Genomic DNA, 21,998 nt, shown 5'->3' on the forward strand with positions numbered 1-21,998 from the left:
GCCCGCCGCACGTCCCACGCCCGCACCGGCAGCGGAGCGAGCTCGCCCGCCTCGAAATGCCGTACGAGCACGGCGAGCATGTCCCCTGTCCGTTCGGGGCCGGCCTCCATCAGGTCGAACCGGCGGTAGGCGACACCGGGATGCGCGGCGGCCACTTCCTCCGGGTCACGGACGTCGGTTGCGCCGAGCTCGACGAACCGGCCGCCGCGCGGCAGCAGCCGCAGCGACGCGTCCACCGGCTCGCCGGCCAGGCAGTCCAGGACGACGTCGACCCCCTCGCCGCCGGTCACGGCCCGGAACCTGTCCTCGAAGGAGGTGTCGCGGGAGGAGGCGATGTGGTCGTCGTCCAGGCCCAGCGCGCGCAACGTGTCCCACTTGCCCTCGCTCGCCGTGCCGAACACCTCGGCACCCAGATGCCGGGCGATCCGCACCGCCGCCATGCCCACACCGCCCGCGGCCGCGTGCACCAGCACCCGCTCCCCCGCCCGCAGCCCGGCCAGATCCACCAGACCGTAGTACGCGGTCAGGAAGGCCGCCGGGACGGAAGCGGCCGTGGTGAACGTCCAGCCGTCCGGGACACGGGCGATCATGCGGGCGTCGGCGACGGCGAGCGGCCCGAACGCGTGGGGCACCATGCCCGCGACGCGGTCACCCGCGGCGAGGTGGGTGACGCCGGGGCCGGTCTCGACGACCACGCCCGCGGCCTCGCAGCCCATGAAGCCGCCGCCGGGATACATGCCGAGCGACACCAGGATGTCGCGGAAGTTCAGGCCGGCCGCGTGCACGGCGATGCGCACACCGTGTTCGGGCAGTTCCGCGGCGGCCTCGGGACGGGGCAGCAGCGCCAGGTTGTCGACGGTGCCGGCCGCGGTGGAGCCGAGCGCCCAGGCGGTGCCGGGCGGCGGGGTGAGCAGGCCGCCGGAGTTGTGGGTGCGGGCGAGGCGCGGCACCAGGGTGCGGCCTCCGCGCAGCGCGAACTGCGGTTCGTCCTGGGCGACGGCGGCCGCGACCGCGGCGGGCAGGGCGGCCGCCGCCGTGGCCGTGTCCAGGTCGGCGATCAGCAGCCGGCCGGGGTTCTCGGTCTGCGCGGCCCGCACCAGGCCCCAGGCGCCGGCGTGACCGAGGTCGGTGACGTCCTCGCCGGTGCGGGTGGCGACGGCGCCGAAGGTGAGGACGAGCAGGCGGGCGTCGGCGTAGCGTTCGTCGGCGATCCAGTGCTGGACGGTGGTGAGCAGCTCGGCGGTCCGGGCGCGTGCCGTGCCGGCGCCGCCGTCGCCCGGGGCGAGCGGCAGCACGACGACCGGCGGGACGGAGGTGAGGCCGTCGAGCGCCGGGTCCGTGGTGACGGAGGCGCCCGTGCCGCGCAGGGCGTCGGCGATGCCGAGCGGGTCGTCGCCGATGACGGCGAGGGCGTCGGCGGGCGGCTGCCCGGCCGCGGCCCATTCGGTCCAGTCGACGCGGAACAGGTGGTCCGGGCCGGCGTCGCGGCGCAGTTGTGCGGTGTCGACGGGCAGCAGGACCAGCGACTCCACGGTGGCGACCGGCGCGCCGGAGACGTCGGCGAGGTCGACGGCGACCGTGTCGGTGCCGGCGGCGCTGATCCGCACGCGCAGACCGGCCGCGCCCGCGGCGTGCAGGGCGACGCCGGTCCAGGCGAACGGCAGCCGGGCCCGGCCGGTCAGCTCGATGAAGTCGCCGAGCCGCATGGCGTGCAGGGCGGCGTCCAGGAGGGCGGGGTGCAGCAGGTGGCGGGCCGCGTCGCGCTGGTGGGCGGCGTCCAGGGAGACCTCGGCGTACACGTCGCCGGTGGCCTCGTGGCGCCAGGCGGCGCGCAGGCCCTGGAAGGCGGGGCCGAACCGGTAGCCCGTCGCGGCGGCGGCCTCGTAGAACCCGTCGAGGTCGACGGGCTCGGCGCCGGGCGGCGGCCAGGCGCTCAGGTCGCGGCCGGTGACCTCGCCGGGGGCGAGTGCGCCGGTGGCGTGCCGGGTCCATGGCCGGTCGGCGGGGGCGTCCTCGGGGCGCGAGTACACCGTGACCGTGCGCCGCCCCGCTGCGTCGGCGGCACCGACGCGCACTTGGAGATGGACGCCGCCGCGCTCGGGCAGCACCAGCGGCGCCTGGAGGGTCAGTTCCTCCAGCAGGCCACAGCCGACCTCGTCGCCCGCGCGTACGGCGAGTTCGACGAAGGCGGTGCCGGGCAGCAGCGGGGTCCCGGCGACGGCATGGTCGCCGAGCCAGCTCTGGGTGTCGGCCGCGAGACGGCCGGTGAACAGGACGTCCTCGCCGTCGCCGTCGGCGTCGGCGAGCCGGACGGCGGCGCCGAGCATCGGGTGGCCGGTGTCGCCGAGCCCGAAGCCGGTGGCGTCACCGGAGTACGGCGGCAGCGGGTCGGGCCAGAACGGCTGGTCCTGGAAGGCGTACGTCGGCAGGTCGACGCGGGCCGTGTCGTGCCCGGCGTGCACGGCCTCCCAGTCGACGGTGACGCCGCACGTCCACGCCTCGGCGACGGAGGCGAGGAAGCGCTGGGCCCCGCCCTCGTCGCGCCGCAGCGAGCCCAGCGCGACGGCCTGCCCGCCGGCGGCGTCGATGGCTTCCTGGACGCCGACGGTGAGCACCGGGTGGGCACTGGCCTCGACGAAGACCTTGCGCCCGCGCGCCAACAGGCCTTCCACGGCCTCCTGGAAACGGACGGTGGTGCGCAGGTTCGTGTACCAGTACTCCGCCCCCAGCTCCGGACCGTCGACGAACTCACCCGTCACGGTGGAGAAGAACGGGACCTCGGCGGTGCGCGGCCTGATCCCTTCCAGCAGACCGATCACCTCGTCCCGGATCAGCTCCACCTGCGGACTGTGGGAGGCATAGTCCACGTTGATCCGCCGGGCACGCACACCGTCCGCCTCACAGGCCGCCAACAGCTCGTCCAACGCCTCAGGATCACCGGAAACGACCGTGGACCGCGGACCGTTCACCGAAGCCAGAGCCAACCGGTCACCGAAGGAAGCAACCCGCTCCCGCACGGCATCCGCCGTGTCCGCCACCGACACCATCCCACCCCGCCCCGCCAGAGCGATCAGCGCACGGGCACGGAGAGCCGACACCCTCGCCGCATCCTCCAGACTCAGCACCCCGGCAACAGCAGCCGCCGCGATCTCGCCCTGCGAGTGGCCCACCACCGCGGCAGGCTCCACCCCCACCGACCGCCACAGCTCCGCCAACGACACCATCACCGCCCACAACACGGGCTGCACCACATCCACCCGGTCGAAACCAGGCGCCCCCTCAACCTCCCGCAGCACATCCAGCAACGACCAGTCCACATGCGCCGACAACGCCCGCGCACACTCCTCCAACCGCGCGGCGAACACCGGCGAAGCCCCGTACAACTCCACCGCCATCCCCGCCCACTGCGACCCCTGACCGGGGAACACGAACACCGGACGGCCCACGCCCTTGAGCACGGAACCCCGGACGACGCCGCTGTCGGGGCGGTTCTCGGCGAGGGCGTACAGGGCGGTCCCGCGGTCGTCGCCGGTGACGGCGGCGCGTTCTTCCAGGGCGGCGCGGGTGGTGGCGAGGGACCGGGCGATGTCGGCGGGCCGGTGAGCGGCGCTGTCGGCGACGAGATGCCGCAGGCGCGCGGCCTGGGCGCCGAGTGCGGCCGTGCCGCGTGCCGAGACGAGCCAGGGCAGGGCTTCCTGCGGGAAGGCGGGGACGGCGGGAGGGCTCGGCGGTTCCTCGGTGGGGACCGGTTCCTCCAGCACGACGTGGACGTTGGTGCCGGAGCCGCCGAAGGAAGAGACGGCGGCGCGGCGGGGCCGGCCGGTCTCCGGCCAGGGCCGGGCCTCGGTGAGCAGTCCGACGGTGCCGGAGGTCCAGTCGACCTCGTGCGTGGGCTCGGTGACGTGGAGGGTCTTGGGCAGGACGCCGTGGCGCAGGGCCATCACGGTCTTGATGACGCCGGCGACGCCCGAGGCGGCCTGCGCGTGGCCGATGTTGGACTTCAGCGAGCCCATCCACACCGGGGTGCCGTCGGGGCGGTCCTGCCCGTAGGTGGCGAGGACGGCCTGGGCCTCGATCGGGTCGCCTAGGGTGGTGCCGGTGCCGTGCGCCTCGATGAGGTCGATGTCGGCGGGGCGCAGGCCGGCGTCGGCGAGGGCGGCGCGGATGACGCGCTGCTGCGCGGGGCCGCTGGGCGCGGACAGGCCGTTGGAGGCGCCGTCCTGGTTGGCGGCGGTGCCGCGGATGACGGCGAGGACCTGGTGGCCGTTGCGGCGGGCGTCGGAGAGCCGTTCGAGCAGAAGGATGCCGACGCCCTCGGACCAGCCGGTGCCGTCGGCGTCCTGCGAGAAGGACTTGCAGCGGCCGCTGGGCGACAGGCCGCGCTGCTGGCTGAACCCGATGAACACGCCGGGCGAGCACATCACCATCGCGCCGCCGGCGAGGGCTGCGGTGCAGTCGCCGGCGCGCAGCGCCCGCACGGCCAGGTGCAGGGCGGTCAGCGAGGACGAGCACATGGTGTCGACGGTGACGGCGGGGCCTTCCAGGCCGAAGGTGTACGACAGCCGGCCGGAGGCGACGGCGGCGGAGGCGCCGAAGAGCATCTGGCCGTCGGAGCCCTCGGGCATCCGTACGCCGTGTCCGTAGCCGGGGTATCCGGCGCCGATGAACACGCCGGTGCTGGTGCCCTTGACGGCGTGCGGGTCGATCCCGGCGCGTTCGAAGACCTCCCAGGCGGTCTCCAGCAGGAGGCGCTGCTGCGGGTCCATGGTGAGGGCCTCGCGCGGCGAGATCCCGAAGAAGCCGGGGTCGAAGTGGGTGGCGGTGTGCACGAACCCGCCCTCGCGGACGTAGCTGGTGCCGGTCTTGTCGGGGTCGGGGTCGTAGAAGCCGTCGAGGTTCCATCCGCGGTCGGTGGGGAATCCGCCGATGGCGTCGCGTCCTTCGGCGACCAGCCGCCACAGGTCCTCGGGGGAGGTGACGTCGCCGGGGTAGCGGCAGCTCATCGCGACGACGGCGATGGGTTCGTCGCGGGCGGTGCGGGTCTCGCCCGCCTGCGCGGGTACGGCCGCCTCGGGCGCGCCGAGCAGTTGCGCGCCGATGTGCGCGGCGAGGGCCTGCGGGGTGGGGTGGTCGAAGACGAGGGTCGCGGGCAGGGTCAGGCCGGTGACGGCGGTGATCCGGTTGCGCAGGTCGACGGCGGTGAGCGAGTCGAAGCCGGCGTCTCGGAAGGCGCGGCCCGGTTCGATCGCGTCGGCGCCGGAGTGACCGAGTGCGGTGGCGGCCTCGGTGCGCACCAGGTCGAGCAGGAGGGCCTCGCGTTCGTCGCCGTCGGCGGCGATCAGGCGCTGCGCGAACGCGTTCTCCGGGCCGTTCTCGGCGTCGGGTTCGGCGGTGGCGGCGGCCAGTTCGCGGCGGGCCTCGGGGACGCCGGTGAGCAGCGGGCTGGGCCGGGTGGCGGCGAAGCCGGGCGCGAACCGGCTCCAGTCGACGTCGGCGACGGCGACGAACGTCTCGTCGTGCTCGACGGCCTGCAGCAGCGCGATGAGGGCGGTGCCGGGGTCCATCTCCAGGACGCCGCGGCGGCTCATGTACTCCTGGACGCCCGCGGACCCCATGATGCCGCCGCCGCCCCAGGCGCCCCAGGCGACGGAGGTGGCGGTCAGGCCGCGGGCGCGGCGCTGTTCGGCGAGCGCGTCGAGGAACGCGTTGGCGGCGGCGTACGCGGTGTGTCCGGCCGCGCCCCACACGCCGGAGTTGGAGGAGAACAGCACGAACGCGTCGAGTTCGGTGTCGCCGAGGAGTTCGTCGAGGTGCCGGGCACCGTCGACCTTGCCGGCGGTGATCCGCGCGTACTCGGCGGGCGTGACCTGGCCGGCGAGGGCGGACTGCGGGATGCCGGCGGCGTGCACGACGGCCGTCAGAGGCGTCTCCTCGGGGATGGTCTCCAGGACGGCGCGCAACTGCTCACGGTCGGCGACGTCGCAGGCGACGGCTTCCGCACGGGCACCGAAGTCCCTTACTTCCGCCAAGAGTTCGTCGATGCCGGGGGTGTCCGGTCCACGGCGGCCGAGCAGCAGCAGACGCTCGGCGCCCGCGGCGGCGAGCCAGCGGGCGACCTGGGCGCCGACGCCGCCGGTGCCGCCGGTGACCAGGACGGTGCCGCGGGGCCGCCAGTCGCGGGCCGGTTCGGCGTCGTCCAGCGGGGCGCGTTCCAAGCGGCGCCCGAAGGCTCCGGAGGCGCGCACCGCGATCTGGTCGTCGTCGCCCGCGCCGCCCGTCAGGAGGTGCGCGAGCCGGGTCAGGGCGCGTTCGTCCGCCGCGGCGGGCAGGTCGATGAGACCGCCCCAGCCGCGGGGCTGTTCCAGGGCGACGACCCGGCCGAGTCCCCACACCTGTGCCTGGTCGGGGTCAGCGGGTGCGTCGGAGCGTCCGGTGCTGACCGCTCCCCGGGTGACCGCCCACACGGGGGCGTCGATGCCGGCGGCGTCGAGCGCCTGCACGAGGGTGAGGGTGTGCAGGGCGGCGTCGGGGCCGCCGAGCCCGGTGAGGGCGAGGACACCGGACAGTCGGGTGTCGGCAACGGCGGTGCGCAGCACGTCGGTGAGCAGGTCGCGGTCGGCGCCGGGGCTCCGCACGGAGACCGTGCCGGCGCCGTTCCGGGCCAGGGCGGCGGCGCAGTCGGCGGCGAACTCCTCGTGCTCCGGCGCCCGCCCGGCGGGCAGCACGACGAGCCAGGTGCCGGACAGCGGGATGCGGGCCGGCTCCGGCAGGCGCTGCCAGGCGACGCGGTAGCGCCAGGAGTCGACGACCGCTCTCTCCCGCCGGGAGCGGCGCCAGGCGGCGAGCGCGGGCAGCAGCGCGCCGAGCGGGCTGTCGTCGTCGAGTTCGAGTGCGCCGGAGAGGGCCTCGAGGTCCTCCCGCTCGACGGCTTCCCAGAAGCGGGCCTCGATCTCGTCGGCGGGCAACGCGTCGGCGGCCGTGGAGTCGGCGGGGGCGGACTGGAGCCAGTAGCGGCTGCGCTGGAAGGCGTACACGGGGAGTTCGACGGTCCGCGGGCGCTGCGCGGCCACCACGGCGGTCCAGTCGACTTCGGCGCCATGGGTCCAGGCCTCGGCGAGGGAAGTCAGGAAGCGCTGCGGGCCGCCCTCGTCACGACGCAGGGTGCCCAGGGTGACCGCGGTCGCCGATGTACTGTCGATCGTCTCCTGCACGCCGATCGTCAGCACCGGATGCGCACTCGACTCGACGAACAGACCGTGTCCGCGCGCCAACAGCCCTTCCACGGCCTCCTGGAAACGGACCGTCGTGCGCAGGTTCGTGTACCAGTACTCCGCGCCCAGCTCCGGACCGTCGACGAAAGCACCGGTGACAGTGGAGAAGAAGGGGATCTCGGCGGTGCGCGGGCGGATCCCTTCCAGCAGACCGATCACCTCCTCGCGGATCGACTCCACCTGGGAGGAATGCGAGGCGTAGTCCACGTCGATACGCCGGGCGCGCACACCGTCCGCCTCGCAGGCCGCCAACAGCTCGTCCAGCGCCTCAGGGTCACCGGAGACGACCGTGGACCGCGGGCCGTTCACCGAAGCCAGGGCCAACCGGTCACCGAAGGAAGCGATCCGCTCCCCCACGGCGTCCGCGGTGTCCGCCACCGACACCATCCCGCCCCGCCCCGCCAATGCGATGAGCGCACGAGCCCGCAGCGCCGAAACCTTCGCCGCGTCCTCCAGGCTCAGCACCCCGGCGACGGCGGCAGCCGCGATCTCCCCCTGCGAATGGCCCACCACCGCGGCCGGCTCCACCCCCACCGACCGCCACAACTCCGCCAACGACACCATCACCGCCCACAGCGCGGGCTGCACCACGTCCACCCGGTCGAAACCGGGCGCGCCGCGGACCCCCCGCAGCACCTCCAGCAGCGACCAGTCCACGAACCCGGAGAGGGCCCGCGCACACTCCTCCAACCGCGCGGCGAACACCGGCGAGGCGTCGTACAACTCCACCGCCATCCCCGCCCACTGCGACCCCTGACCGGGGAAGACGAGGACGGCGCCGGTGGCGGGCAGCGTGGTGCCGGTGAGGGGGTGGGTGCCGTCGGCGAGGGCGGTCAGGCCGGCGAGGAGGTGGTCGTGGCCGGCGGCGACCACCACGCCGCGCTGTTCGAGGGCGGCGCGGGTGGTGGCGAGGGAGAGGGCGACGTCCTGCGGGCGGGGGGCGTTCCGGGTGTTGAGGAAGTCGGCCAGGCGGGCGGCCTGGGCGCGCAGGGCCGCCGGAGTCCTGCCGGAGACGACCCAGGGCACGAGCGGGGTGTCCAGGACGACCGGACGGCCGGAACCGCTGTGGGCCTTGGGGGCGAGTTCCTCGGCGGGTGCGGGTTCCTCGAGGACGACGTGGGCGTTGGTGCCGCCGACGCCGAAGGAGGACACGCCGGCCCGGCGGGGGGCGCCCTCCTGCGGGGTCCAGGCGACGGGGTCGCGCAGCAGTCGTACGGTGCCGGCCGACCAGTCGACCTGGCTGGTCGGCTCGTCGACGTGGAGCGTCCTGGGCAGCAGGCCGGCGCGCATCGCCATGACCGTCTTGATGACGCCGGCCATGCCCGCGGCGGCCTGGGTGTGCCCGATGTTGGACTTGACGGAGCCGAGCCGCAGCGGGCGGTCCGCGGGGCGGTTGCGGCCGTAGGTGGCGAGGAGGGCCTGAGCCTCGATGGGGTCGCCGAGGGTGGTGCCGGTGCCGTGCGCCTCGACCGCGTCGATCTGCTGCGGGGTGAGCCGCGCGTCGGCGAGGGCGGCCTTGATGACGCGGACCTGGGAGGGTCCGTTGGGCGCGGTGAGGCCGTTGGAGGCGCCGTCCTGGTTGACGGCGGAGCCGCGGACGACCGCGAGCACCTCGTGGCCGTTGCGGCGGGCGTCGGACAGGCGTTCCAGGAGCAGCACGCCGATGCCCTCGGCGAAGCCGGTGCCGTCGGCGGCGTCGGCGAAGGCCTTGCAGCGGCCGTCGGCGGCGAGGCCGCGCTGGCGGCTGAACTCGACGAAGAGGCCGGGCGTCGACATCACGGTGACGCCGGCCGCGAGGGCGAGGGAGCACTCCCCCTGGCGCAGCGCCCGCACCGCGAGGTGCAGGGCGACGAGGGAGGACGAGCAGGCGGTGTCGACGGTGACGGCCGGGCCCTCCAGGCCGAAGGTGTAGGCGACGCGGCCGGAGACGACGGCGGCGGCGCTACCGGTGCCGAGGTAGCCCTCGACTCCTTCGGGAACCGTGTCGAGGTCGCCGCCGTAGCTGGAGGCGGAGGCGCCGACGAACACCCCGGTGGGGCTGCCCTTGAGGGCGGTCGGATCCAGGCTCGCGCGCTCCAGGACCTCCCAGGTGGTCTCCAGCAGGAGCCGCTGCTGCGGGTCCATGGCCAGGGCCTCGCGCGGCGAGATCCCGAAGAGCTGGGCGTCGAACTCCGGGACGTCCCGCAGGAATCCGCCCTCACGGGTGTAGGAGGTGCCCGCCTTGTCGGGGTCGGGATCGTAGAGCGCGTCCACGTCCCAGCCGCGGTCCTCGGGGAAGGGGCCGATGCCGTCGCGGCCCTCGGCGACGAGGTCCCACAGCGCCTCGGGGCTCTGCACGCCGCCGGGGAAGCGGCAGGCCATGCGGATGATCGCGACCGGTTCCGGCTCCTCCAGTTCGCGGACCCGTCTGCGGGCGTTGCGCAGGTCGGCGGTGGCCCGCTTGAGGTATTCGCGGAGCTTGGCCTCGTTGTCGTGGCCGCTGGGGTTGCTCGTGCTGCTGGTGCTCAACGTCAGTCACCTACCGGGAACGGGAAGCCTGCACTGCGCGATCGTGAGGGGCGTCGCTGCCGGGTCACCGGGCCTCCAGCTCGTCGTCGAGCAGATCGAACAGTTCGCTGTCGGAGGCGTCGGCGATGTCGGCGTCGCGGGTCTGCGCCTGGTCGCCGGCCTGCGTCCGGTCGCCGGTCTGCCAGGCGGCGAGGAGCGCCTGGAGGCGTCCGGTGATGCGGGCCCGGTCCTCCTCGGTGGCCGCCGCGGCGTGCGCGAGGGTGCTCTGCAGTCGGTCGATGTCGTCGAGGAGCGGGGCGACGGAGGTGCCGTCGCCGTACAGCTCGGTACGCAGGTGGGCGGCGAGCCGGGCGGGGGTGGGCTGGTCGAAGACGAGTGTGGAGGGCAGGCTCAGGCCGGTGGCGGTGCCGAGCCGGTTGCGCAGTTCGACCGCGCTGAGCGAGTCGAAGCCCATTTCACGGAAGGGGCGTTCGGGGCCGACGGCGGCCAGGGCCTCGGCGTCCGCGGCACCGTGGCCGAGGACGGATGCGGCCTGCCGGCGCACCAGGTCGAGCAGGACGCGGTCCTGTTCGGCGGGGGTCCGGCCGGCGAGCCGGCCGAGGAGTTCGTCGGCGGTGCCGCCGCCGCGGGCGGTCTCCTGCTGTGCGGCGGCAGCGGCGTCGGCGAGCGCCTTCGCGGCTTCCGGAACCATCTCGAACAGGGGGCTGTTGCGTTCCGTGCCGGTGCCGAGGGTGAAGCCGTCCCAGCGGATGTCGATGACGACGGGGTTGGTCTCGTCGTGGTCGAGCGACTGCTGGAGGGCGGCGGTGGCCAGCTCGGCCGGCATCTCCCACACGCCCTGCAGCCGGGCGCGTTCGCCCGCGCCGCCGGCGGCCATGCCGCTGCCCGCCCAGGTGCCCCACACCACGGAGGTGGCGGGCAGACCGCGGGTGCGGCGCTGGTGGGCGAGGGCGTCGAGGAAGGTGTTGCCGGGCGTGTAGTTGCCGAGGCCGGCGGAGCCGTAGGCGGCGCCGAAGGAGGAGAACAGGACGAACGCGTCGAGGTCTTCCCTGTCTTCGGTGAGTTCTTGCAGGTTGAGGGCGCCCTGGGCCTTGACCCGCCACACCTGGGCGAGCCGGTCGGGGGTGAGGGAGTCGATCATGCCGTCGTCGAGGACGGCGGCGGTGTGGAAGACGGAGGTGAGCGGGGCGTCGGCGGGCAGGGCGTCCAGGACGGTGCGCAGCTGTTCGCGGTCGGCCACATCGGCGGCGGCCATGGTCACCTCGGCGCCCAGGTCCCTTATTTCCTGGGCGAGTTCGGCCGCGCCGGGGGCTTCGGGGCCGCGGCGGCTGACCAGGAGCAGATGGGGGGCGCCGGCCCGGGCCAGCCAGCGGGCGGTCTGCGCGCCGAGGCCACCGGTGCCGCCGGTGACCAGGGCGGTGCCGCGCGGTGTCCAGGCGCGCTGCGGCTCGGTGTCGCCGAGGGGGGCGCGCACCATGCGGCGGACGAGCACGTTCCAGGAGCGGACGGCGAGTTCGTCTTCGTCCCCGGGTTCGGAGAGGATGCCGGCGAGCCTCCGGTACGCCTCCTCGTCGACGGTCTCCGGCAGGTCGACGATGCCGCCCCACAGCCGCGGGTGCTCCTGGACCAGCACGCGGGCCAGCCCCCATACGGCCGCCTGCACGGGCCGGGTGAGCGGGTCGTCGTCGCCGACGGACACGGCCCCCTGGGTCAGGGCCCACACCGGGGCGTCGAACTCGACGAGTTCACGGACCTGGAGGACGGCCTGGACCAGGGTGACGGTCCCGGCGAGGCCGAGCGGCAGCGACGGGTGGTCGGGGTGCTCGCGCTCGTCGAGGGCCAGCAGGGAGAGGATGCCGGTGACTGTGTCCTCGCCCTCGGCGGCGAGCGCCTCGTGCAGTTGCTGGGCGAGGGTGTAGCGGTCGGCGGCCCAGATGTCGACCGGGATGCGCACGATGCGCGCGCCGAGGGCGCCGAGGCGGTCGGCTGCGACTTCGGCTTTGGTTTCGGCTTCGGCTTTGGTTTCGGCTTCGGCTTCGGCTTCGGCTTCGGCTTCGGCTTCGGCGAGTTCACCGGCTCCGTCCTCGGGTTCGAGGAGGAGCCAGGTGCCGGTCAGCCGGGGCTCGGCGGTGTCGGTGACGGTCCACACGGTGCGGTAGCGCCAGGAGTCGAGGGCCGACTTCTCCCGGTGGGCGCGGCGCCAGGCGGCGAGCGCGGGCAGCGCCTCGTCCAGCGGCTGGTCGCCGCTGACCCCGAGCCCGGCCAGGTCGCCGCTCTCGACAGCCGTCCAGAAGGCGGTGTCGGTCTCGTCGGCGGCGTGCGCGGCACCGGCGGTGGTGTCGTCGGCGGCGTCGTCGTCGAGCCAGTAGGGGCGGTGCTGGAAGGCGTAGGTCGGCAGGTCGACCGGGCGGGTGCCGTCGGGGAAGACGGTGGTCCAGTCGACTTCGGCGCCGTGGGTCCACGCCTCGGCGAGGGAGGTCAGGAAGCGCTGCGGGCCGCCCTCGTCACGACGCAGGGTGCCCAGAGTCACCGCGCTCGCCCCGGAGGCATCGATGCTCTCCTGCACGCCGATGGTCAGCACCGGGTGCGCACTCGATTCGACGAACAGACCGTGCCCGCGCGCCAACAGCCCTTCCACAGCGTCCTGGAAACGGACGGTGGTGCGCAGGTTCGTGTACCAGTACTCCGCCCCCAGCTCCGCACCGTCGACGAAAGCACCGGTCACGGTGGAGAAGAACGGGACCTCGGCGGTGCGCGGCCTGATCCCTTCCAGCAGACCGATCACCTCGTCCCGGATCGACTCCACCTGGGAGGAATGCGAGGCATAGTCCACGTCGATCCGCCGGGCACGCACACCGTCCGCCTCGCAGGCCGCCATCAGCTCGTCCAACGCCTCGGGCTCACCGGAGACGACCGTGGACCGCGGACCGTTCACCGAAGCCAGAGCCAACCGGTCACCGAAGGAAGCGACCCGCTCCCGCACGGCGTCCGCGGTGTCCGCCACCGACACCATCCCGCCCCTGCCCGCCAGAGCGATCAGCGCACGGGCACGGAGAGCGGACACCTTCGCCGCGTCCTCCAGACTCAGCACCCCGGCAACAGCAGCCGCCGCGATCTCGCCCTGCGAGTGGCCCACCACCGCGGCGGGGCGGATCCCGTGGAAGCGCCACAGGTCGGCGAGGGACACCATCACCGCCCACAGCGCCGGCTGCACCACATCCACCCGGTCGAAACCGGGCGCGCCCTCGACACCCCGCAGCACCTCCAGCAGCGACCAGTCCACATACTCGGAGAGGGCCCGCGCGCACTCCTCCAGCCGCGCGGCGAACACCGGCGAGGCGTCGTACAACTCCACCGCCATCCCCGCCCACTGCGACCCCTGACCGGGGAACACGAACACCGGACGGTCGGCGCCCGGGGTGACGGTGGTGCCGGTGACGTCCCCGTCGGCGAGTTCCGCGAGGCCGGCGCGGAACGTCTCGTACCGGGCCGCGACGACCGCGCCGCGCACCGGGTGGGCCGTACGCGTGGTGGCCAGCGAGAAACCGGTGGCGGCCGGCGATAAGCCGGTGGCGGCCGGCGGGGCGCCGTCCCGGACGTGGGCGAGGAGCCGGGCCGCCTGGTCGCGCAGGGCGGCCGGGGTGCGGCCGGACACGATCCACGGGACCGGTCCCGCGGGCTCCTCGACGGCCGCCTCGTCAACGTCCCCGTCCTCGGCGGAGTCGGCCTCCTCCAGGACGACGTGGGCGTTGGTGCCGCTCACCCCGAAGGAGGAGACACCGGCCCGGCGCGGCTCGGGGCCGCGCTCCCAGGGACGTGCCTCCGTCAGGAGCCGCACCCCGCCGGACGCCCAGTCGACGTGCGGGGTCGGCTCGTCGGCGTGCAGGGTCTTCGGCAGGACGCCGTGACGCAGCGCCTGCACGGTCTTGATGACGCCGGCGATACCGGCGACCGGGCCGCCGTGCCCGATGTTGGACTTGGCCGACCCCAGCCACAGCGGCCGCTCGGCGGTGTGTTCCCTGCCGTAGGTGGCGAGGAGGGCCTGGGCCTCGATGGGGTCGCCGAGGGAGGTGCCGGTGCCGTGCGCCTCGACGGCGTCGACCTGGGCCGGGGTGAGCCGGGCGTCGGCGAGTGCCTTGCGGATGACCTCCTGCTGGGCCGGCTCGCTGGGTGCGGTGAGACCGTTGCTGGCGCCGTCCTGGTTGATGGCGGAGCCGCGGATCACGGCGAGCACGCGGTGGCCGTCGCGGCGGGCGTCGGAGAGCCGCTCGACGAGCAGGACGCCCACGCCCTCGGACCAGGTGGTGCCGTCCGCGCCCGCCCCGAACGCCTTGCAGCGGCCGTCCGCGGCGAGCGCCCGCTGCTTGCTGAACTCGACGAAGGCGGCGGGGGACGCCATCACGGCGACGCCCGCGGCCAGGGCCAGCGAGCACTCGCCGCGGCGCAGCGCCTGCACGGCCAGGTGCAGGGCGACCAGGCCGGAGGAGCAGGCGGTGTCGACGGTGACGGCCGGCCCCTCCAGGCCGAAGGTGTAGGCGACCCGGCCGGACAGGACGCTGGACATGGTGCCGGTGCCGATGTAGCCCTCGGCGTCCTCGGGCAGCGTGGTGAGCCGGGAGGCGTAGTCGGAGGCGACGGCGCCGACGAACACGCCGGTCTCGCTGCCCTTCAGGGACAGCGGGTCGTGACCGCCGCGTTCGAGGGCCTCCCAGGCGGTCTCCAGCAGGAGCCGCTGCTGCGGGTCCATGGCGGCGGCCTCGCGCGGCGAGATCCCGAACAGCTCCGGGTCGAAGAGGGTGGCGCCCCGCAGGAATCCGCCTTCGGTGACGTAGGTCTTGCCGGGCTTGTCCGGGTCGGGGTCGTAGAGGTTGTCGACGTCCCAGCCGCGGTCGGTGGGGAACGGGGTGATCGCGTCGGTGCCGGAGGCGATCAGGTCCCAGAAGCCCTCGGGATCGGTGGCCCCGCCCGGGAAACGGCACGCCGTCGACACGATGGCGACCGGCTCGTGCCCGGCGTCCTCGGCCTCGCGCAGCTGCTGCTTGGTGCGGCTGAGATCCGCGGTGACCCGCTTGAGGTAGTCGCGGAGCTTGTCTTCGTTGCTCGTCGGCATGCTCGGTACTCCTTGGGGACTTGGGGCTGAGGAGCAACGCGGGAAGCTCCCGGTTCCTGGGTCCCGGTCGGTCCGGTCGGTCCGGTCGGGCACGGGGACACCTGGCCACCGTCGCGTGCGAGCGCGATCGGGCCAACCCCTGAAATGAGGGGTGCGACCCGTATAGCGGCGGTCGACTCCCCTTCCCGGCAGCGGGGAACGGACGACCGCCGCCACCCCGAGGGGCGGCGGTGGGCGGTGGGGCAGGTCAGGAGGCGCCCAGCTCTTTGTCGATCAGGTCGAAGATCTCGTCGTCGGACACGCTGTCGAGGGCGTCGCCGTCCAGGACGGCGGCCTGCGCGGTGCCGTTGCGGCGCCAGCGCCACAGCAGCGCCTCCAGGCGCTTGGTCACGGTGTCCCGGGCCCCCTCGTCCGGCTCCGCGTCCGTCAGGGCGGCCTCCAGCAGCGCCAGCTCGCGCAGGCCTGGAGCCTCCGCGGAGCGTGCGGTGCCCAGCTCGGTGAGCAGGTGGCGGGCCAGGTCGAGGGGGGTGGGGTGGCTGAAGACCAGGGTGGCGGGCAGTTGCAGTCCGGTGGCGGCGGTGAGCCGGTTGCGCAGTTCGACGGCGGTGAGCGAGTCGAAGCCGAGGTCCTTGAAGGCGCGTTCGGGCTCGACGACTTCGTGCTCGTCGTGCCCGAGGACGGCGGCGACCCGGGTGCGCACCAGGTCGGTCAGCATGCGCTCCTGCTCCTGCGGGCCGAGCCGGGCCAGTTGTCGCGTGAACGAAGCGGCGCCTCCCGGATCGTCCGCGGCGCCGCGGCGGCGTGGCGCGCGCTCGGCGGGAGGGGTCCCGGCGCCGGCGGGGGTCCCGGCGCGGGCGCCGGCGGCCTCCGCGACGGCCCGCAACTCCTCGACGGGCACGAGCCGGGAGGCGAACGAGTCCACCGCGGCGACCGGCCGGCCGGCCGCGTCGGTCACCGTGACCGCCACCTCGTCGGGCCCCACCGGGGTGAGATGGACCCGTACCCGGCAGGCCCCGGTGGCGTGCAGCCGCACCCCGCCCCACGCGAACGGCAGCCAGGCCGTGCCCTCCTGCGCCGGCGGCCCGCTGACCGCCAGCGCGTGCAGCGCGGCTTCCAGGAGCGCCGGGTGCAGCCCGAAACGGGCGGCATCGCCGTGCTGGTCGCCGGGCAGCTCCGCCTCCGCGTACACGCCGACGCCGTCACCGGCGAGCCATACGGCTGTCAGGCCCTGGAAGACCGGCCCGTAGCCGTACCCCGAGTCGGCGAGGGAGGCGTAGAACCCGTCGAGGTCCACCGGCTCGGCACCGGGCGGCGGCCACGTCGCCAACTCCTGGCCCTCGGGCGGAGCTTCGGCTCGCGACAGGGTTCCCTGCGCGTGCCGCGTCCAGCTCGCGCCCGGGTCGTCGCCGCCGCGGCCGTACACGGCGACCGGGCGCCGCCCCGCCGGGTCCGGCGGGCCCACGACCACTTGCAGGTCGACCGGTGCGTCGTCGGGCACCGCGGGTGGCGTCTCCAGGGTCAGCTCGTCGAGGACGTCGCATCCGGCCTCGTCCCCTGCGCGTACGGCGAGTTCCACGAACACAGCCCCGGGCAGCACCCGCGCGCCGCCGACGGCGTGGTCGGCGAGCCACGGGTGCGTCCGCAGCGACAGCCGCCCGGTGAGCACCACCTGGTCCCCCTCCGCGAGCCGCACCGCGGCCCCCAGCAGCGGGTGATCCGCAGCGGCCAGCCCGGCCGCGGTGACATCACCGGCGCCAGGGCCGGCCTTGCCCGCCTCCAGCCAGTAGCGCCGACGCTGGAAGGCGTACGTCGGCAACTCCGGCTGCGCCGAACGCCCGTACACCGCACGCCAGTCGACCTTCGCGCCGTGCACCCAGGCCTCGGCGAGGGAGGCCAGGAAGCGCTGCGGGCCGCCCTCGTCACGACGCAGGGTGCCCAGAGTCACCGCGCCCGCCGATGCGCTGTCGATCGTCTCCTGCACACCGATCGTCAGCACCGGATGCGCACTCGACTCGACGAACAGACCATGCCCGCGCGCCAACAACCCCTCCACGGCCTCCTGGAAACGGACCGTGGTGCGCAGGTTCGTGTACCAGTACTCGGCGCCCAGCTCCGGACCGTCGACGAACTCACCGGTCACGGTGGAGAAGAAGGGGACCTCGGCGGTGCGCGGCCTGATCCCTTCCAGCAGACCGATCACCTCGTCCCGGATCAGCTCCACCTGGGAGGAATGCGAGGCATAGTCGACGTTGATCCGCCGGGCACGCACACCGTCCGCCTCGCAGGCCGCCATCAGCTCGTCCAACGCCTCAGGGTCACCGGAAACGACCGTGGACCGCGGACCGTTCACCGAAGCCAGAGCCAACCGGTCACCGAAGGAAGCAACCCGCTCCCGCACGGCATCCGCCGTGTCCGCCACCGACACCATCCCACCCCGCCCCGCCAGAGCGATCAGCGCACGGGCACGGAGAGCCGACACCCTCGCCGCATCCTCCAGACTCAGCACCCCGGCAACAGCGGCCGCCGCGATCTCGCCCTGCGAGTGGCCCACCACCGCGGCAGGCTCCACCCCCACCGACCGCCACAACTCCGCCAACGACACCATCACCGCCCACAACACGGGCTGCACCACATCCACCCGGTCGAAACCAGGCGCCCCCTCAACCTCCCGCAGCACATCCAGCAACGACCAGTCCACATACTCGGAGAGGGCCCGCGCACACTCCTCCAGCCGCGCGGCGAACACCGGCGAAGCCCCGTACAACTCCACCGCCATCCCCGCCCACTGCGACCCCTGACCCGGAAACACGAAGACCGTCTTGTCCGTGTGGGCCGTGCCTTCGAGGACCTTCGCGGGGGTGTCTCCCTCGGCGAAGGCGTGCAGGGCGGTGTCGCGGTCGCCGCCGATGAAGGCGGCGCGGTGGTCGAAGGCGGTGCGGGTGGTGGCCAGGGCGACGGCCGGGTCGAGGCCGGGAAGCTGTGCGTTCCAGTCCCGCAGTCGGGCGGCCTGGCCGCGCAGCGCGGCCGTGGTGCGGGCGGAGAGGATCCAGGGGGCGTCGTCGGCGGTGAGGGCGCCCGGCGTGGTGGGTTCCGGGGCGTCCTCGGCGTCCGGCTGGTGCTGTTCGAGGATGAGGTGGGCGTTGGTGCCGCTGATGCCGAAGGCGGAGACGCCGACGCGGCGGGGCCGGCCGGTCTCGGGCCAGGGGCGGGCCTCGGTGAGGAGTCGGACGGCGCCGGAGTTCCAGTCGACGCGGTCGGAGGGCGCGTCGACGTGGAGGGTTCGGGGCAGCAGGCCCTCGCGCATGGCGAGCACCATCTTGATGACGCCCGCGACGCCCGAGGCGGCGGAGGTGTGCCCGATGTTGGACTTGACGGAGCCGAGCCACAGCGGTCGGTCCTCGGGCCGGTTCTGCCCGTAGGTGGCGAGGAGTGCCTGGGCCTCGATGGGGTCGCCGAGGGTGGTGCCGGTGCCGTGCGCCTCGACCGCGTCGACCTGGGCCGGGGTGAGCCGGGCGTCGGCCAGCGCGGCCTTGATGACGCGGACCTGGGAGGGCCCGTTGGGCGCGGTGAGGCCGTTGGAGGCACCGTCCTGGTTGACGGCGGAGCCGCGGATCACGGCGAGGATCCGATGGCCGTTGCGTACGGCGTCGGAGAGGCGTTCGACGAGGAGGATGCCCGCGCCCTCGGAGGGTCCGAAGCCGTCGGCGGCCGCGGCGAAGGCCTTGCAGCGGCCGTCGGGTGCCAGGGCGCGCTGGCGGCTGAACTCGACGAAGCCGGCCGGGTTCGACATGACGGTGACGCCACCGGCGAGGGCGAGTGAGCATTCGCCGGTGCGCAGGGCCTGGGCGGCCATGTGCAGGGCGACGAGGGAGGAGGAGCAGGCGGTGTCGACGGTGACGGCCGGCCCCTCCAGGCCGAGGAAATAGGCGAGGCGGCCGGACAGGATGCTGGCGAGGTTGCCGGTGCCGATGTAGCCCTCGAGTTCGTCGGGGACGTCGGTCAGGCCGGTGGTGTAGTCGAGTGCGCTGAAGCCGATGAAGGTGCCGGTGGCGCTGCCGGCGAGGGTGGTGGGGTCGATGCCGGCGCGTTCGACGGCTTCCCACCCGGTCTCGAGGACGAGCCGCTGCTGGGGGTCCATGGCGAGCGCCTCGCGGGGCGAGATGCCGAAGAAGGCGGCGTCGAACCGGTCGACGTCGTGGAGGAAGGCCCCTTCGCGCACGTAGTTGGTGCCGGGGGTGTCGGGGTCGGGGTCGTAGCGGGCGTCGATGTCCCAGCCGCGGTTGCCGGGGAAGGCGCCGACGGCGTCGCCGCCGTCGGCGACCAGCCGCCACAGGGCTTCGGGGGTGTCGGCGCCGCCCGGGTAGCGACAGGCCATGCCGATGACGGCGATGGGCTCGTGGCCCGCGGCCTCCACGGCCTGCAGCCGCTTGCGGGTCTGCTGCAGGTCGGCCGTCGCCCGCTTGAGGTATTCGAGGAGTTTCGCCTCGTTGCTCTCGGTGTGCTGGCTCTGCGCCATGTCGGTGTCTCCGTGGGCTCCGTGGGGCGGTTCGCCGGCCGTGGGCCGGTGTCGGGCATGGCGGGCAGCCGCCCCCGGGGAACGGGCGTGGGCCCGGCCCCCGGGGGACGGGTCAGGAGGTGCCCAGTTCCTTGTCGAGCAGGGCGAACATGTCGTCGGCGGTGGCCGTCTCCAGGGCGTCCGTGCCCTCGGCCGTTCCGGCGCCTGGGTGCGCGTCTTCGTCGACGGTCCACAGCAGGGCCTGGAGGCGCTGCCTGAGCTTGGTGCGGGTGTCGGTGTCGGGGTCGGCGGCGGACAGCGCGCTTTCCAGGCGGTCGAGTTCGTCGAGGACCCCGCCGACGGGCGCGTCCCCGCCCGGCAGCAGGGTGGTGCGCAGGTGCGCGGCGAGCGCGGCCGGGCTGGGGTAGTCGAAGACGATGGTCGCCGGGAGCTTCAGGCCGGTGGCGGCGCCGATCCGGTCGCGCAGTTCGACGGCGGTCAGTGAGTCGAAGCCGAGGTTCTTGAACGCGCGGCCCGGTTCGACGTCATCGCCGGAGGAGTGTCCGAGGACGGTGGCGACCTTGTCGCGGACGAGGCCGAGCAGCAGGGACTCCCGCTCGGCCGGGTTCGCCGCGGCGAGCCGCCGGCCGAACTCGGCGGCCGCACCGGTGTCGCCGCCGTCCTGGTCGGGTGCCTCGGCGGCGGCCAGGGCGCGACGGGCCTCCGGCACGGTGCTGATGAGGGGGCTGGGCCGTCCGGAGGTGTAGCCGGGGACGAACCGCTCCCAGTCGACGTCGGCGACGGCGCGGAACACCTCGTCGTGCTCGACGGCCTGGAACATGGCGTCCAGGGCGAGTTCGGGGTCCATCTCCAGCACGCCGCGGCGGCGCATGTACTCCTCGACGCCGTCGCCCTCCATCATCCCGCCGCCGCCCCAGGCGCCCCAGGCGAGCGAGGTGGCGGTCAGGCCGCGGGCGCGGCGCCGGGCGGCGAACGCGTCGAGGTAGGCGTTGCCGGGTGCGTAGCCGCCGTGCCGGCCGCTGCCCCAGACGCCGGAGTTGGAGGAGAACAGCACGAACGCGTCGAGTTCGGTGTCGCCGAGGAGTTCGTCGAGGTGCCGGGCGCCGCCGGCCTTCCCCGCGTTGATCTCCCGGAACTCGTCGACGGTCATCTCCTCCACGAGGGTCGACTGGACGATCCCGACGGCGTGCACGACGGCGGTCAGGGGCGTCTCGGCCGGGATCGCGTCGAGGACCGCCCGTACCTGCTCACGGTCGGCCATGTCGCAGGCGGCGAGGGTGACTTCGGCGCCCAGCGCGCGGATCTCGTCGGCGAGACCGGCCGCTCCGGGCGCCTGCGGGCCGCGGCGGCTGGTCAGGACCAGGTGCCGGGCACCGCCGGCCGCCAGACGCCGGGCCACCCGGGCGCCGACGCCGCCGGTGCCGCCGGTGACCAGGACGGTGCCGCGCGGCTGCCAGCGCCGCACCGGCTCGCCGTCCCCGAGCGGGGCACGGGTCAGCCGCCGGGCGTAGGCGCCGCTCGTGCGCAGCGCGACCTGGTCCTCGTCGCCGAGGCCGCCCGCGAGCAGCCGGGCCAGCCGGGCGGCGGTCCGTTCGTCGAAGGTCTCCGGCAGATCGGCCAATCCGCCCCAGGTGCGCGGCTGTTCGAGCCCGACGACGCGGCCGAGCCCCCACAGCATGGCCTGCGTGGGGTCGGCGGGCGCGTCGTACCCGGTGTCGACGGCCCCCCGGGTGAGCACCCACAGCGGCGCGGTCACTCCGGCGTCGCCGAGGGCCTGGACGAGGACGAGGGTGCCGGTGACGGCGCTGTCCGGGTCGGCGGCGCCGGCCAGCAGGGACACCACCCCGGCCGTGTCGGTGCCGGTGAGCCGCGCGGCCCAGGCCGTGCGGTCGGCGGCGGCCGGGTCGAGGGGCAGGCGGTCGACGTCGGCGCCGCGGGCGGCGAGGGCGGCGACCACGGCCTCGACCTGGTCGGCGTCGGCCGGGTCGGCCGGTTCGACGACGAGCCAGCTGCCGGTCAGCCGGTCGGCGCCGCTGTCGGGCAGCAGGGTCCACTGGATGTCGTAGCGCCAGGAGTCGATGGTGGCCCGGTCGCGGCGGCCGCGGTGCCATGCGGCGAGCGCGGGCAGTTGTTCGCGCAGCGGCCGGTCGGCGTCCAGGCCAGCCGTGGCGGCGAGCCGGTCGGTGTCGCCGTCGTCGACGGCCGCCCAGAATCCCGCCTCCGCGGGGTCGGCCGTACCGGGGGCGGGGGCGGCCTCGTCGGCCCGCGCCGACTCCAGCCAGAAGCGCCGGTGCTGGAACGCGTACGTGGGCAGGTCGACCGTGCACGCGCCGCGTCCGGCGAGGACGGTGGTCCAGTCGACGGGGATGCCGCGGCTCCAGGCGGTGCCGAGCGAGGTGTAGAAACGTGCGAGGCCGCCTTCGCCGCGGCGCAGGGTGCCGAGCGCGACGGCGTCGGCGCCTGCCGCCTCGGCGGTCTCCATGACGCCGTAGGCCAGTACCGGGTGGGCACTGCATTCGATGAACGTGCTGTGGCCCTCCGCCAGCAGACGCCGCACGACCGGCTCGAACGACACCGGCCGACGGCAGTTCTC

Annotated in this window: 4 protein-coding genes; all 4 read right to left on the bottom strand. The window is 74.6% G+C overall.

Features of this window, described 5'->3' with window-relative positions:
- On the bottom strand, positions 1-9,779 hold a 9,779-nt coding region (locus VKA29_RS09000), incomplete at its 3' end, for a type I polyketide synthase (protein WP_324784744.1).
- A gap of 64 nt (positions 9,780-9,843) precedes the next feature.
- Positions 9,844-14,889: a type I polyketide synthase gene (locus tag VKA29_RS09005; protein ID WP_324784745.1), complete on the bottom strand. Its 5,046-nt coding sequence runs from the start codon at positions 14,887-14,889 to the stop codon at positions 9,844-9,846.
- Positions 14,890-15,136: 247 nt separating this feature from the next.
- A complete protein-coding gene (locus VKA29_RS09010) occupies positions 15,137-19,405 on the bottom strand; it encodes a type I polyketide synthase (protein WP_324784746.1) in 4,269 nt (1,422 codons plus the stop codon).
- 112 nt (positions 19,406-19,517) lie between these two features.
- Positions 19,518-21,998, bottom strand: a 2,481-nt coding sequence (locus tag VKA29_RS09015; protein ID WP_324784747.1) for an SDR family NAD(P)-dependent oxidoreductase, incomplete at its 5' end; no start/stop codon positions are given.

This window comes from Streptomyces sp. H51 (assembly GCF_035656535.1).
In the GTDB taxonomy this organism is placed as follows: Bacteria; Actinomycetota; Actinomycetes; order Streptomycetales; family Streptomycetaceae; genus Streptomyces.

What these genes read in the sequence shown, in the direction of transcription:
- VKA29_RS09010 (WP_324784746.1), bottom strand. Translation starts at nt 19,405, where the DNA reads ATGGCGCAGAGCCAGCACACCGAGAGCAACGAGGCGAAACTCCTCGAA.
- VKA29_RS09005 (WP_324784745.1), bottom strand. Translation starts at nt 14,889, where the DNA reads ATGCCGACGAGCAACGAAGACAAGCTCCGCGACTACCTCAAGCGGGTC.